Source organism: Arthrobacter sp. AFG7.2, from assembly GCF_002892835.1.
Lineage (GTDB): Bacteria > Actinomycetota > Actinomycetes > Actinomycetales > Micrococcaceae > Arthrobacter.
Map to the genome: position 1 here is coordinate 269986 of NZ_PJMB01000002.1, position 14397 is coordinate 284382.

A 14397-nucleotide genomic window follows, 5' to 3' on the forward strand; every position below is an offset into this window, starting at 1 on the left:
GTCGATCCCCTTACTTAGCTTCGTTCAGGTTGGGGTTGCGGTCGTACTCCACACCGAGGAGGCCCGTGTTCCCTGCCGACTTCAGGTTGTCCATGTGGGCCTGGAATTCGGATTCCGAGACTACCTTGACGCGGAACAGCATTTCGGAGTGGTACTCACCGCAGAGTTCGGCGCACTTGCCGTCGTAGGTGCCCTCTTTCGTGGGGGTGAACCTGATGTAGTTCGTCTTGCCGGGAATCATGTCGCGCTTCTGCAGGAAGGCGGGAACCCAGAAAGAGTGGATCACGTCGCGTGCATTGAGCTCGAGGTCCACGGACTTGTTCACCGGCAGGTACAGCGTGGGGAGCTGTTCCTTGTCGATGGTGTTGCCGGTCAGGTTGGTCTGGACGCCGGCTTCGTGGACGTCTTCTTCGATGACGTCGCCGGCCTTGTAGTTGAAGTCCCAGGCCCACTGCTTGCCGCGGACGTCAACAACGACGTCGGCTGGCTCGGACCGGTTGTCAATGGCCTGCTGGTCACGGTCGGTGAAGTAGAAGAACACCACAACCATGAAGATCGGGATGGTCAGGTAAAAGACTTCCAGCGGCAGGTTGAAGCTGGTCTGGCGCGGGAAACCCACCGTGCCCTTGCGGCGGCGGTATGCGACCAGGCACCAGATGATCAGGCCCCAGGTAATGGTGCCCACCACAAGGGCAGCAATCCATGAGTTGACCCAGAGGTCCATGATGCGGTCGGTGTTGCTGGTGGTGCCACGTTCCGTGGGCAGCCACCCTTTCTCTACCTCTGGCGAACATCCGGTCAAAACCAACGCGCCGGCAATTGCCAAGCTGGTGATCGTTGTGATCGTTTTGCGTCGGCTGCCGGTTCGGTTCTGCGAACTCACAGACGGCCCTTCCTACTTGTTGCTGTTGTCCGGGCAGACTTGGCCGCCCCGGGCACACTAAAAGTTTTACTACTCGGTGTAGAGCTTACCGCTCCGCCGGGCGTTTCGCCCACATGTCGGCGCCGTGCCCCCATACCGTTATGTTCGGCAAGGGACACGGCGCCGGCACCGGGCGAAATAACCGGCTCAGTGGAACGAATCGCCACAGGCGCAGGAGCCGCCGGCGTTCGGGTTATCGATGGTGAAGCCCTGCTTGGCGATGGTGTCCTCGAAGTCGATGCTGGCACCGCTGAGGTACGGAACGCTCATCTTGTCCACGACAACTTCGACGCCGTCATAGTCACGGACCGCGTCTCCGTCCAGGAGCCGCTCATCAAAGTAGAGCTGGTAGATCAGCCCGGAGCATCCGCCGGGCTGCACAGCAACCCGGAGGCGCAGGTCCGTACGGCCTTCCTGCTCGAGAAGACTGCGTACCTTGCCTGCTGCCACGTCGGTCAGTTTGACCTCGTGGACGGGCAGTTCATCACTGGCCGTGCTGGTGGTACCGGTGCTGTTCTCATTGGTTGCGGTGCTCATTGGCCTACCTTCTTAGGACGGTCTGGCGGCACCGCGCTGGCGGTGCCTGCCCCTACGGTTTCGGTATGGGCTATAGCTACATGCTACGCGGGGCGGAGGTGTAGCTCTAACTCCTGACGTAACCATCGAGGCTCCCCTGTTGTTCCCGGGAACGCCCCTGCTGCGGGCGGCTGTGTGTCCCCGCTCCGGGACCGCCGGCGTGCCCTACAGCCCCTGTTCGTTAATCCGGGCAAGGAGCAGCGCCTCGGCCAGGATCGCTTTACGGAAGTCGCCCAGGTGCAGTGACTCATTGGCGCTGTGGGCCCGTGAGTCCGGATCCTCCACACCCGTTACCAGGATCTGGACGTCCGGATACAGCTCGGTCAGATCGGCGATGAAGGGGATGGAGCCGCCGATACCGGTTTCTACCGCCGGCACCCCCCAGGCCTCGCCCAAGGCCCACATAGCCTTCGATGCTGCCGGGGACGACGTGTCGGTCAGGAAGGGATCGCCGCTCTCCCCCGGCGTGAAGGTTACTTTCGCGCCGAACGGTGCATTCTCCTCCACGTGCCTGCGCAGGGCGTCCATGGCCTCCCCCGGAACCTGTCCCGGAGCCAGCCGCAGGCTGAACTTCGCCCGTGCGCGCGGCAACAGGGTGTTCGATGCCTGGTCCACTGACGGCGCGTCAAACCCAATGATGGACAGGGCCGGCTTGGTCCACAGCCGTGAGGCAATGCTGCCCGTCCCGGCGAGCCGGACGCCGTCGAGCACTGACGCGTCAGCCCGGTAGTCGGCTTCCGGAAGGTCCACGGTGGCAGTGTCCCTTGCCACCAGTCCCTTGACGGCGACATTGCCTTCGTCATCGTGCAGGGTGGCAATCAGTCGGGACAACAAGGTGGGCGCGTCCAGTACGGGACCGCCGTACATGCCTGAGTGGACGGCGTGTTCAAGGACCTGGACTTCGATGGTCCCGTCCACCAGGCCGCGGAGGCTGGTGGTGAGCGCGGGGATGCCGACCTTCCAGTTGCTGGAGTCGGCCACGATAATGACGTCGGCCCGGAGCAGGTCACGGTTTGCCTCCAGGAATGACCGGAATGTCGGTGATCCCGCTTCCTCCTCGCCTTCGAAGAAGAACGTCACGCCGAGTCCGAGGGAGCTGCCAACCACCTCGGACACTGCCGCATACGCGGCCAGATGCGCCATGATCCCGGCTTTGTCGTCAGCCGCCCCGCGGCCGTAAAGGCGCCCGTCCTTTTCGACGGCGGCGAACGGCTCCGTATCCCACAGGCTTACATCACCCGTGGGCTGGACGTCGTGGTGCGCGTAGAGGAGGATGGTCGGCTTACCGTCCCCGGCAGGCCTGCTGGCCACGACGGCGGGCCCGCCCGGGGTGCCGTCCGGCTTGTCGCAGGCCAGGATCTGCACGTTGTCCAGCCCCGCTCCCCGGAGCAATTCCGCCACCGCCTCGGCACTGTGTTCCAGGGGCCCGCGGTCAAAGCTGGGCCACGCTATCCCGGGTATGGCCACCAGCTTCTTAAGGTGGTCCAGGGTCTGGTCAAAGCACTGGTCGATGGAGGTCCGGAGATCTTCCGTCAAGCTGTTTCCGGCAAGGCCCGGGGATGTGCGGGCATTGGGGTTCTGCGGCGTAGCCGCTGGCGATGAAGTCATGGCCAAAACATTACCCGCGTCACATCATCAACCGGCGGCGGCGCCAAGGGCCAGGCATCAAGTCGGGTGCCTGCCGCAAGGTATTCTGTTCAGGTGTTCGGACGTAAAAAGGAAGCGCCCTCGGCGCAGCAAACAGTAGACCAACAGGCTGCAGAGGCGGCGGCCCGGGCAAACGGGTTGAGCGGCAAGGGGGCTCCAACTCCCACCCGCCGGGCGCAGGAAGCAGCGCGCAAGCGCCCGCTCGTGCCCGAGGACCGCAAAGCGTCCAAGGCGGCCGAGCGCCAGGCCGTCCAGGAACAGCGGCTTAAGATGCGCCAGGCGCTGGATACCGGAGACGAGAGGTTCCTGCCGCTTCGCGACAAGGGCCCGCAGAAGCGGTTTACCCGGGATTTTGTTGATGCACGCTTCAGCCTGGGCGAGTACCTGATGTTCGGCGCCCTTGTCTTCGTCCTGGTGTCCCTGGTGGTACCCGCGTCCAGCGACCTGATGATTTACGTCCTGGGCGGATTCTGGGTGATGTTCCTGGCCGTCTTTGTTGACGTGTTCATCCTGTCGCGCCAGCTTCGCAAGCGGCTGACCGCCAAGTTTGGCGAGGTTGAGCGCGGAACGGTCTGGTACGGCTCCATGCGTTCCCTGCAGTTCCGTAAGCTTCGGCTGCCCAAGCCCCAGGTCCGGCGCGGACAGTACCCGGCCTGACCGCCTCAAAGACTAAATACACCAAACCCCGGCGGGCGACCCGCCGGGGTTTGGTGTTTAACGGTGCGGTGCGGCAGTTTCGTCAGGGCCGGCGCTTCTTTGCGAGGTCACGATTGATGCGGGCAGCCCAGAAAGGCCCCTCATAGAGGAAGGCGGTGTAGCCCTGTACCAGGGTGGCCCCGGCGTCGAGCCTGTCCTGGACATCCTGTGCCGTTTCGACACCGCCGACAGCCACCAGCACAAGGGCATCACCGGTGACACGCTTGAGCCTGCGCAGAACTTCAAGGGAGCGCTGCTTGAGCGGGGCGCCGGAGAGCCCGCCCGCGCCGCAACGTTCCACTTGTTCCGCCGGTGACGTCAGTCCGTCCCTGGCAATGGTGGTGTTGGTGGCGATGATGCCATCGAGCTTAAGGTCCAGTGCAAGGCGCGCGACGTCGTCGATATCCTCGTCGCTGAGGTCCGGTGCGATTTTGACGAGCAGGGGAACGTGGCGGCCCGCAGCCCTGTCAGCTTCCTCACCCACTGCAGCCAGCAGGGGCCTCAGGGACCCGACGTCCTGGAGCAGGCGGAGCCCGGGGGTATTGGGCGAACTGACATTGACCACCAGGTAGTCGGCGGCGGGCGCCAGGCTGCGGGCAGTGACAAGGTAGTCATCCACTGCATCCGCCAGGTCCACAGCCTTGGTCTTGCCGATATTAACGCCGATGACAGGGCGTACATTCGGGTGCCGGCGCTGGAGTGCAGCGCGGGCGGCCTTGAGCCGCGGCGCCACTGCCGTTGCGCCGTCGTTGTTGAACCCCATCCGGTTGATGACGGCGCGGTCCTCGACCAAACGGAAGAGCCGCGGCTTCTCATTGCCCGGCTGGGCCTGGCCGGTGATGGTGCCTACCTCCACATGGCCGAACCCGAGTTCCATGAGCGCCTCAATGCCATGCCCTTCCTTGTCGAAGCCGGCCGCCAGCCCGAACGGCGAGGGAAAGGTCATACCCAAAGCCGTGGTCTGAAGGGACGGTGCGGGCGCCGTCAGCTTTTCAAGGAACTTCCCCGTGCCGGAGCGGTGCGCCAGCCTGATGCCCTGGAACCCGATTTTGTGGGCGCGCTCGGCGTCCATCCATGAAAAGGCAAGCCTGAAGAAGGTGGGGTATACGCGCATGCCTCCAGTCTTCCGTCTTGTTCGCCCAGACCAAAATGGGCAGCCCCAACAAGGCAGCGGATTAGCATGAATTCATGGAATGGCAGCAGGACATACTGGGCGAGGACTTCGAGTCGCATGCCTTCCGTGCCGTAGGGCCGGACGGTGCGGAACACACCGCTACCCTTGTCCGCTTCCGGCCCGCCCTGAAGGAGTTGCCTCCCTCGCGGGAGCGCCGCAGGGTGGTTCTGTTCCTGCACGGCTGGAGTGACTATTTCTTCAACGTGGACCTGGCCCGCTTCTGGTCCGCGGCCGGATACGACTTTTATGCGCTGGACATGCACAACCACGGACGGAGCCTCCGCCCGGAATTGCCCGGCGGATATGTGTCTGACCTTGGCGACTATGACGCAGAGATCGACATGGCGTGCCGCCTCATCGACCAGGACGGGGCCAACCCCTCCTTCACCCTGATGGGGCACTCAACAGGAGGGCTGGTGGCGGTGCTGTGGGCAAGCCGGAATCCGGGCAGGGTGTCCCGGCTGGTCCTCAACAGCCCATGGCTGGAAATGCACGGCAGTGCGCTGGTGCGGCGTGCGGCGTCGAGAATGGTGGGACCCGTCGCCCGGTTCCGGCCGGAAGCTGTGCTCCGGCTGCCCGAGCGCGGGTTTTACTGGCGGACCATCAGCAGTTCAGCAGACGGTGAGTGGACGCTGGATGACCGGTACCGCCCTCCGATGGCCTTTCCCGTGCGCGCGGGCTGGCTCAGTGCCGTACTCGCCGGTCACGCTCAGGTGGCACGCGGCCTCAACATCGAGGTTCCCATCCTTGTTTTACTGTCCAGCGGAAGCGCCAACGGGCTCTTCTGGTCTGAAGAAATGCGCCGGACGGACGCCGTACTCGACGTGAACATCATTGCTGCGCGTGCCCTGACCCTCGGCCGGACGGTGACGGTGGAACGGATCGACGGCGCCCTGCATGATGTGTTCCTCTCCCCCGCTGCCGTGCGCGCCGATGCATACGCCCGGCTGGCACGGTGGCTCCGCGCGTACGGGGACGGGGACGGGGACGGGGACCCCCAGCAACCCGGCAGCGGGGACAGCGCATGAGCGCCGCCCCCACCGGCCGCGGAACAGCTGCCGCACTGTGGACCGCCGACATCCTCGGGCCGCGATTCCAGCAGCGGCTGTTGCCCCTTGCCCCTGATGATGAGGGGGACGTGTGCGCGACGCTTGTCCGGTGCCTGCCCGGAGAGCCAGGGAAAGAGATGACGGCGGCAGGAGGGGCTGCTGCAAACGTCGTCCTTTATGTCCACGGCTGGGCGGACTACTTCCTGCAGGCGGAGGTTGCTGAATACCTGACCGACGCCGGGTTCCCCTTTTACGCAGTTGACCTGCGCAAGTTCGGCCGGAGCCTGCGGCCGTGGCACACCCCGGGGTTCACCGAGGACCTTGCGGTCTATGACGAGGACCTGGCAGCGGCCGTCGAGGCTATCAGGGAAGATGCCGCCGAACGCCTGGGGCCCGGTATTCCGCTGAAGGTCCACGTTCTGGCCCATTCTTTGGGCGGGCTCATTGCCGCGCTGTGGGCTGACCGGAATCCGGCTGACCTGGGCACCCTGATCCTGAACGCGCCCTGGCTGGAGCTGCAGGGCAGCAGCGTCATCCGCACCATCGCCATGCATCTGGTGGACCCGTTGTCCCGGGCAGATCCCCGACGCCCCCTGTGGCTTCCCGAGATGCCCGGCTATTGGCAAAGCGTCAGCAGCGAGGCCCATGGGGAATGGCAGCTCGACCCTGTCTGGCGGCCCAGGGCGTCATTCCCCATCCGCGCGGGCTGGGCCAAAGCAGTCCTTGCCGGCCATGCGGCCGTGGAGCGCCGGCTGGACATCCGTGCCCCTGCACTGGTCATGCTGTCCAGCCGTACTCGGATCCAGATTGAATGGTCAGTGGAGCTGATGGAGGCCGACGCAGTCATCGACGTGGAGGAAACGGCCAACCGTGCGCTGCGCCTGGGACGGCGGGTGGCAGTGTTCCGCTATCCCGGTGCCATCCACGACGTCTTCCTTTCCCGGCGGGAGGTGCGGGAGGAGGCTTACCGGGACCTGACCGCCTGGCTCAGGGGCTACCCTGCCTGACTAAGAGCCCGCGGGTGCGGCGGCGTCCACGGCCCCGCCGTACCGGCGGTCCCGCTGGGCATACTCCTCCACGGCCGCCCACAGCGTCCGGCGGTCAACGTCCGGCCACAGGGTGTCCATAAAGACGAACTCGGCGTAGGCGGACTGCCAAAGGAGGAAATTGGACAGCCGCTGCTCGCCTGAGCTGCGGAGGAACAGATCCACGTCCGGGAGGTCCGGCTCGTCAAGGTATTTCTGGATGGTGCGCTCGGTAATGGCACCCGGCTTGAGCCTGCCGGCAGCCACCTCGGCAGCGATGGCGGAGACAGCATCGGTGATCTCAGCCCGCCCGCCGTAATTAACACACATGGTCAACGTGCACGTGCTGTTTCCGGCGGTGAACTCCTCGGCCTCTTCCAGCTCGCGGATGACAGAGCCCCACAGTCGTGGCCTCCGGCCCGACCAGCGTACCCGGACGCCCCACTCATCGAGCTGGTTCCGCTGCCTCCGCAGCACATCCTTGTTAAATCCCATCAGGAAGCGGACTTCCTCCGGGGACCGTCGCCAGTTTTCGGTGGAGAAGGCATACACGCTGACATACTCGATGCCCAGTTCGATGGCCCCGGCCATAACGTCCAGCAGCGCCGGCTCGCCGGCTTTGTGGCCCTCGATTCTTGGCAGCCCGCGCTGGTTGGCCCAGCGCCCGTTGCCGTCCATCACGATGGCCACGTGGCGGGGAATGAACTCCTGCGGTATGGCGGGGGCCACGGCTCCCGAAGGATGCGGGTACGGGGCAACCACGGGGTGGCTGCGCTTACGGGACACTGTGTTCTTTTTGCCGAGGGCCACTGTCAGCTTCGCTCCACATGTTTGAGGGACTTCAGGACTCGTTCGAGGTGCCATTGCAGGTAGGCCGCCACCAGGCCCGCAGCCTCTTTCCGGTGCACCGGAAGGGAACCGTCCGCCGTGGCCCAGTCACCGGTCAGAAGTGCCGCCAGCAGGACGACTGTTTCCGGTGCGGGGGCCGGCGACCCCGGGGGCCTGCATCCGCTGCAGACCATCCCGCCCAGGGGTGCGGAAAAGGCTGTGTGGGGTCCGGGCACGCCGCACCGGGCGCAATCCGTGAAGCTCGGTGCCCAGCCGCCGGTGGCCAGCGCTCGAAGGAGGTAGGAGTCAAGAATCAGGCCGGCAGCGTGTTCATCCCTGCTGAGGGAAGCCAGTGCACCCACCAGGAGGTTGTACTGCGCCGTTCCTGCCTCGCCGTCGACGTCCGTCAGTTTCTCTGCTGTCTCCGTCATGGCGGCAGCCACGGTGTACCGGCCGTAGTCGGCGGCAATGTTTCCGCCGTAGGCGCCCTTGGCTACAGCCTGGGTAACGATGTCCAGGGTTTTTCCGGACACAAGCTGGAGGTCCGCCACCATAAAAGGTTCCAGCCGTGCACCGAAGCGGCTGCTGGTGCGGCGTACCCCTTTGGCAACAGCCCGGACCTGGCCGTGGTGCTTGGTGAGCAGCGTGATGATCCTGTCCGCCTCGCCCAGCTTGTGGGTGCGCAGCACGACGGCATCGTCCCGGTACGCGCGGGAGGCGAATGAGTGTTGGGCCACGCCTTTTATCTTCCCATTATTTGAGGGCGAGGCAGTGCTGCATGCTGGTGTGCCGCCGGCTGATACCGGCGGCACAACCATACAGGGATCAGGCCTGGGCGTCCCGGATGGCGCGGTTCACGGCAGAGATCACGGCTTTCAGCGAGGACATGCTGGTGTTGGCGTCGATGCCGACGCCCCAGAGCACCCGCTCCCCTACGGCGCATTCCACGTAGGCGGCTGCCATGGCGCTTCCGCCTTCGGAGAGGGCGTGCTCGCTGTAGTCCAGTACCCGGACATCAACGCCGTCTTCCCGCAGGATGCTCAACAGCGCGGCGATGGGACCATTGCCCGTGCCGGTGCGCCGGACCTCTGCGCCGTCAACGGCGAGGGAGGCGTGAAGGGTCATGCCGCCGTCGTCGTCCGTCTCGGTCTTGACAGCCCCCAGGGAGTAGCGGCCCCACTGGCCGTCGGTCTTGCCGGAGGGCAGGTACTCGTCCTGGAAGACCTGCCACAGCTGGGCGCCGCTGACTTCGCCGCCCACGGTGTCGGTGCGCTTTTGGATGACGCCGGAGAACTCGATCTGGGCACGGCGCGGCAGGTCCAGGCTGTGCTCGTTTTTGAGCAGGTAGGCGACGCCGCCCTTGCCGGACTGGGAGTTGACGCGGATGACCGCTTCGTAGCTGCGGCCCAGGTCCTTGGGGTCCACGGGCAGGTAGGGCACCTGCCAGGTGAAGTCCGCAACGTCCTTGCCTGCGGCAGCGGCGTCCCGTTCGAGGGCCTCGAAGCCCTTCTTGATGGCGTCCTGGTGTGAACCGGAGAATGCGGTGAACACGAGATCGCCGCCGTACGGCGAACGCTCCGGGACGGGCAGCTGGTTGCAGTACTCCACCGTCCGGCGGATGTCGTCGATGTTGGAGAAGTCGATCATGGGGTCGATGCCCTGTACAAAGAGGTTCAGCCCCAGTGTCACCAGATCCACGTTGCCGGTCCGCTCGCCATTGCCGAAGAGGCAGCCTTCAATCCGGTCCGCCCCGGCCATGTAGCCCAGCTCGGCAGCCGCGACGCCCGTTCCACGGTCGTTGTGGGGGTGCAGTGAGAGAATGATGCCTTCCCGCGGGTGCAGGTGGCGGCTCATCCACTCAATCGAATCGGCGTAAACGTTGGGGGTGGCCATTTCCACGGTGGCGGGCAGGTTGATGATGACCTGGCGGTCCGCGGAAGCCTCGAAGACATCGGCGACGGCGTTGCAGACCCGCACGGCATACTCCAGTTCGGTGCCCGTGAAGGACTCCGGGGAGTACTCGTAGGTGACGTGCGTGTCCACGAGGGTCTCTTCATACTTCTTGCACAGCCTGGCGCCCTGCAGGGCGATGTCCAGGATGCCGTCCTCGTCCTGGTTGAAGACGACACGACGCTGCAGTACGGAGGTGGAGTTGTACAGGTGGACGATCGCCTGCCTGGCACCCACCAATGACTCGTAGGTCCGCTCGATCAGGTGCTCCCGGGCCTGCGTCAGGACCTGGATGGTGACGTCGTCCGGAATGTGATTGCCCTCGATGAGCTGGCGGACGAAGTCGAAGTCGGTTTGGGAAGCGGAGGGGAAACCTACCTCAATTTCCTTGTAACCCATCCGGACCAGCAGGTCGAACATCTTCATTTTCCGGGCCGGACTCATCGGATCGATCAGCGCCTGGTTGCCGTCGCGCAAATCCACTGCACACCAGCGCGGGGCCTTGGTGATGACCTTGTCCGGCCACGTACGGTCCGGCAGCTCAACCTTGATCAGGTCCTGGAACGGGGTATAGCGGTGGGCAGGCATTCCTGAGGACTTCTGTGCGTTTCGCATTACTATCGGGGCCTTTTCTGTGGTTCTTCATTGAAAGGTGGCCGGGCAACACAAACTCCGCAGCGAGGATGGGCCTTGCGCTAGATCGCGTCTGAGGCCTCGCCGCGGCAGCTAAGAAGAAGGAGCTCTGCACGCACTCTTTGAGACTAACACGCGTGCGTAAGATGAAAGGGCACTACCGTCCGTAAAGTCCACCATGCAGACGCCGCGCGCTGTTATTCCTGCCGCCGCGCTTCATCAGAAGGAGTTTCAGTGCCCATTTCGGGGATCGACCTGTCCACCATTGATCACACGGTCCGCCCGCAGGATGACCTCTACCAGCACGTCAACGGTGCATGGCTGAAGGCCACCGAAATTCCCGATGACCGGCCGCTGGAGGGCACGTTCACAGCCCTTCGAGACGGTTCCGAGATTGCGGTCCGCGACATCATTGAAGAAGCTGCGGCCAAGGGTGAAGCCGCAAGCGGAATTGAACGGAAGATCGGCGACCTCTATTCGAGCTTCATGGACGAGGCTGCGGTGGAGAGCAAAGGCCTGGAACCAATCCGCGGCCGCCTGGCCGAGGTGTTCGCCACCAATTCCGTGGCAGAACTTGTCGCGCTGGCAGGCCGGCTGTTCCGTGCGGATGTTGGCGGGCTTTTCTACATCTACCCGGCTCCGGACGCCGGCAACCCGGACCGGATTCTCCTCTACACCGGACAGGGTGGCCTCGGTCTACCCGACGAGTCCTACTACCGGGAAGAAAAATTCGCCCCGATGGTCAGTGCCTACGGCGCCCACGTGAGGACGATGCTTGGGCTTGCAGGGGTGGATGATGCGGACGGCGCATCCCAGCGGGTGGTCGCGCTGGAGACCAGGCTGGCCTCCCACCACTGGGACAAGGTCGCCCTTCGCGACCCGCAGAAGACCTACAACCTGAAGACTGCTGATGAGGCATCCGCGCTGTTCCCCCTTTTGGACACCTGGTTTGACGCCGCCGGCATCAGCGTGGACAAGCGGCAGGAGGTGGTCATGAGCACTCCCCCGTTCTTCCAGGGAGCTGCCGGCCTGCTCGAGTCCGAGCCGTTGGCCCACTGGCAGGAATGGCTCGCCATGCGGGTGGTGAGCGCAGTTGCCCCGTACCTTTCCGCTGCGTTCGTGGACGCAAACTTCGCTTTTTACGGAACTACGATCAGCGGCACGCCGCGGAACAAGGACCGCTGGAAGCGCGGAGTCGCCGTCGTCGAAGGGGCACTGGGTGAGGCTGTGGGGCAAATCTATGTTTCCCGGCACTTCCCGGAAATGCACAAGGCCCGGATGCAGACCCTGGTGGCCAACCTGACTGAGGCCTACCGCCAGAGCATCACCGCCGTTAACTGGATGGGTGAGGCCACCAAGGCCGAGGCCCTCCGTAAACTTGACGGTTTCCGCGCGAAAATCGGCTACCCCGAAAAGTGGATCGATTACTCCGCCGTCGAGATCGATCCCGCGGACCTGCTGGGCAACGTCGAGCGGGCGCACAACGCAGACGTGGACCGGCACCTTGACGAGGTGGGGAAGCCGGTGGACCGCAACAAGTGGCTGATGACCCCTCAGACGGTTAATGCCTACTACCACCCGATGATGAACGAGATCGTTTTCCCGGCGGCAATCCTGCAGCCCCCGTTCTTCACGGCGGACGCCGACGACGCCGTGAACTACGGCGGGATCGGTGCCGTCATCGGGCATGAGATCGGCCATGGCTTTGATGACCAGGGGTCCCAGTTCGACGGCGGCGGTGCGCTGCGGAACTGGTGGACGGACGAGGACCGGCAGGCGTTCGAACAGCTCACCGCGAAACTCGTGGCCCAGTACGATGCGCTGTCTCCCTACGCAGCGCCAGGACACACTGTCAACGGACGGCTCACCCTTGGAGAGAACATTGGCGACCTGGCGGGCTTGGCGATTGCCTACAAGGCATACCGCATCAGCCTGGACGGGAAGGAACCGGAGGTCCTGGACGGGCTGACCGGGGAGCAGCGCTTCTTCGCCTCGTGGGCCGCCGGCTGGCGCCAGGTGATCAGGCCGGAGGAAGCCATCCGCCGCCTGGCAACGGACCCGCACTCTCCCAACGAGTTCCGCACCAACGCCATCGCGAAGAACCTGGACGCCTTCCATGATGCGTTTGACGTCTCCGAACAGGACGGCATGTGGATGCCGCCGGCGGAGCGCGTCAGCATCTGGTAGCGCACGACGCAACAGCGGGGGCCCACCGGCTGGTGGGCCCCCGCTGTTGTTCCTTCAATTTATTGCGGTGGGCAATTCCACGCCTGCAGCGCCCTCCGCGACGGCTAGTCCTGGACGATGAGCGCCGGGTTTGCCTGCTGGCAGGAGGCATCCCTTGCTGTCTGGTTGACGATGTCATCAGGCAGCGCCGCAGGACCCCCGTAGGTAGCCCCCGTGGTGAAGTCGGTGCCCAGGTACACCTGGACACCCGGGATGTTGGGGGAAGGCACAAGCTGTGCTGCCGGGATACCCAGCAGAGCGGCAACGTCTGCGGCCACATCCGCGAAATCCGGTCCGTAGTAAACCACCGACTGGGCCACTACGGTGGCCTCGAACTGCCCGGTTTGGGTGAAGCCGCCAGAGACCAGGGCCTGCACGATTTCCAGGGCGCGGCCAGGTACGCCGCTGCCGTTGGCGACGGTGACAGGCTGCAGCGCTTTGTCGTAGGGCGGCGCCGGAGGTGCGGTTTCCGTGGGGCCCGCCGTGGGCGGTGCCGTCGACGTTTCCGTGGGCGCGGGCGAGGGGGCTGCGGGATCGGTCAGGTCAACGTCCTGGCGAAGGGCGGCGAACAGTTGTGAGCCCGCAGGTTCGGCTATCTGCAGCCTGTTTTCGTCCAGGACGGCGGGTGTGGTGGGGACCGCCACGAAGGCCACCTTGCTGATGTCGATGTCCTTGAGCCGGTTCCCAATGGTGAGCAGGCTGGGCACCGAGGCCAGCCCGTCGTCCACCGTCAGGTTCTGCGTCACCACGTCGGCGATTTTGAGCATCTTGCCCGGATCTGACAACGTCCCGTCGTCTTTGATTTTCCGGGTCAGCGAGGACAGGAAGCCCTGCTGCGCTTTGATGCGGCCCAGATCACCGCCGTCGGCAAATGCGTGGCGGGTGCGCAGGAATGCGAGGGCCATTTCCCCCTGGACAGCCGAGGTGCCGGCGGGCAGCCTCAGCCGTGAATCGGGGTCATACACGGCGTCACTGATGCATACTTCCACTCCCCCTACAGCATTGGACAGTTCCTTTACTGCTGTGAAGTCAGCCATCATGAAGTGGTCCACTTCCAGGCCGGTGAGCTTGTTGACAGTGTCCACGGCGCAACCGATGCCCGCTTCGGCCATGGCCTCGTTGATCATCACACCGCTGCGGGCCGGATAGACCTGGTTGGTCTCCTCGTCCTTGCACTGTGGAATGTCAACGAGCAGGTCCCGCGGAAAGCTGATGACGCTGACGCGCTTGTTGTCTTCGGAGATGTCCATCATCATCATGACGTCCGACTTGCCGTAGCCCCGGGAATCGTCCGCTGTGCCGTACTCGGCGTTCTTGCCGTCGCGGGTATCCGAGCCAAGGATCAGGATCTGCATCCGTCCGGTCGCGTCGCTCACCGACTCGTTGTTGCCGCCGCCGGCGTTCAGTGGAGCCTTGGAGATATTATTCTGGAGCCGCAGGAACCAGAAGCCCGCAAACGCGAGGCCGCCAACCATTGCAAGGGCAAGGACACCGGTGACGACCTTTAACCAGCCGGGCATGCCACGCAGGGGTCCGAGATGGCGGGCAGCGCCAAGGGTGCCATCTTCCGCGTGCCTCGACGCTGGTCCCCCGGCTGACATGTCAGCCCCATTTTCACGCTCGTCGCGGCTTCGCCCCACGTGGTGAACCTTCCTCTAAACTTTGAATCCG

12 protein-coding genes are annotated in these 14397 nt (G+C 64.5%); 4 read left to right on the forward strand and 8 right to left on the reverse strand.

The annotated features are described in order from the left end of the window. Nucleotides 1-10 precede the first annotated feature (10 nt). From coxB to CXX84_RS05015, 3 genes are all read right to left on the reverse strand, one after another. Entirely contained in the window at nucleotides 11-883 is an 873-nt protein-coding gene (gene coxB / locus CXX84_RS05005) for a cytochrome c oxidase subunit II (RefSeq protein ID WP_102975601.1), read from the reverse strand. A 186-nt stretch (nucleotides 884-1069) separates the two neighbouring features. Beyond that, on the reverse strand, nucleotides 1070-1459 hold the full coding sequence (locus CXX84_RS05010) for a HesB/IscA family protein (protein WP_102975602.1): 390 nt from the start codon (nucleotides 1457-1459) through the stop codon (nucleotides 1070-1072). Nucleotides 1460-1663: 204 nt separating this feature from the next. Beyond that, a complete protein-coding gene (locus CXX84_RS05015) occupies nucleotides 1664-3106 on the reverse strand; it encodes a dipeptidase (protein WP_102975603.1) in 1443 nt (480 codons plus the stop codon). 93 nt (nucleotides 3107-3199) lie between these two features. Here CXX84_RS05015 and CXX84_RS05020 point away from each other — a divergent pair, with 93 nt between their 5' ends. Then, nucleotides 3200-3802 (forward strand): DUF3043 domain-containing protein, encoded by a 603-nt coding sequence (locus tag CXX84_RS05020; protein ID WP_102975604.1) that lies wholly within the window; start codon nucleotides 3200-3202, stop codon nucleotides 3800-3802. An 82-nt stretch (nucleotides 3803-3884) separates the two neighbouring features. Here CXX84_RS05020 and CXX84_RS05025 read toward each other — a convergent pair whose 3' ends face one another. Further along, complete coding sequence (locus tag CXX84_RS05025) at nucleotides 3885-4955, reverse strand: quinone-dependent dihydroorotate dehydrogenase (protein ID WP_102975605.1); 1071 nt, start codon at nucleotides 4953-4955, stop codon at nucleotides 3885-3887. 74 nt (nucleotides 4956-5029) lie between these two features. Here CXX84_RS05025 and CXX84_RS05030 point away from each other — a divergent pair, with 74 nt between their 5' ends. Both CXX84_RS05030 and CXX84_RS05035 read left to right on the forward strand, forming a co-directional pair. Continuing rightward, nucleotides 5030-6043, forward strand: coding sequence for an alpha/beta hydrolase (locus CXX84_RS05030; protein WP_102975606.1), 1014 nt, complete (start codon nucleotides 5030-5032; stop codon nucleotides 6041-6043). Continuing rightward, a complete protein-coding gene (locus CXX84_RS05035; RefSeq protein WP_102975607.1) occupies nucleotides 6040-7071 on the forward strand; it encodes an alpha/beta hydrolase in 1032 nt (343 codons plus the stop codon). Before CXX84_RS05030 ends, CXX84_RS05035 begins: the two co-directional genes overlap by 4 nt. Here CXX84_RS05035 and CXX84_RS05040 read toward each other — a convergent pair whose 3' ends face one another. The 3 genes from CXX84_RS05040 to leuA all read right to left on the reverse strand — a co-directional run bounded on the left by CXX84_RS05040 (nucleotide 7072) and on the right by leuA (nucleotide 10482). Next, a complete protein-coding gene (locus tag CXX84_RS05040) occupies nucleotides 7072-7899 on the reverse strand; it encodes an isoprenyl transferase (protein ID WP_102975608.1) in 828 nt (275 codons plus the stop codon). It abuts the gene before it with no gap. A 2-nt stretch (nucleotides 7900-7901) separates the two neighbouring features. After that, complete coding sequence (recO, locus tag CXX84_RS05045; protein ID WP_102975609.1) at nucleotides 7902-8654, reverse strand: DNA repair protein RecO; 753 nt, start codon at nucleotides 8652-8654, stop codon at nucleotides 7902-7904. An 88-nt stretch (nucleotides 8655-8742) separates the two neighbouring features. Next, nucleotides 8743-10482, reverse strand: a complete 1740-nt coding sequence (gene leuA, locus CXX84_RS05050; RefSeq protein WP_102975610.1) for a 2-isopropylmalate synthase — start codon at nucleotides 10480-10482, stop codon at nucleotides 8743-8745. 252 nt (nucleotides 10483-10734) lie between these two features. On the opposite strand from leuA, the gene CXX84_RS05055 reads away from it, so the two are divergent. After that, nucleotides 10735-12687 (forward strand): M13 family metallopeptidase, encoded by a 1953-nt coding sequence (locus CXX84_RS05055; protein ID WP_102975611.1) that lies wholly within the window; start codon nucleotides 10735-10737, stop codon nucleotides 12685-12687. 104 nt (nucleotides 12688-12791) lie between these two features. Here CXX84_RS05055 and CXX84_RS05060 read toward each other — a convergent pair whose 3' ends face one another. Next, entirely contained in the window at nucleotides 12792-14366 is a 1575-nt protein-coding gene (locus CXX84_RS05060; protein WP_411266190.1) for an LCP family protein, read from the reverse strand. Nucleotides 14367-14397 lie beyond the last annotated feature (31 nt).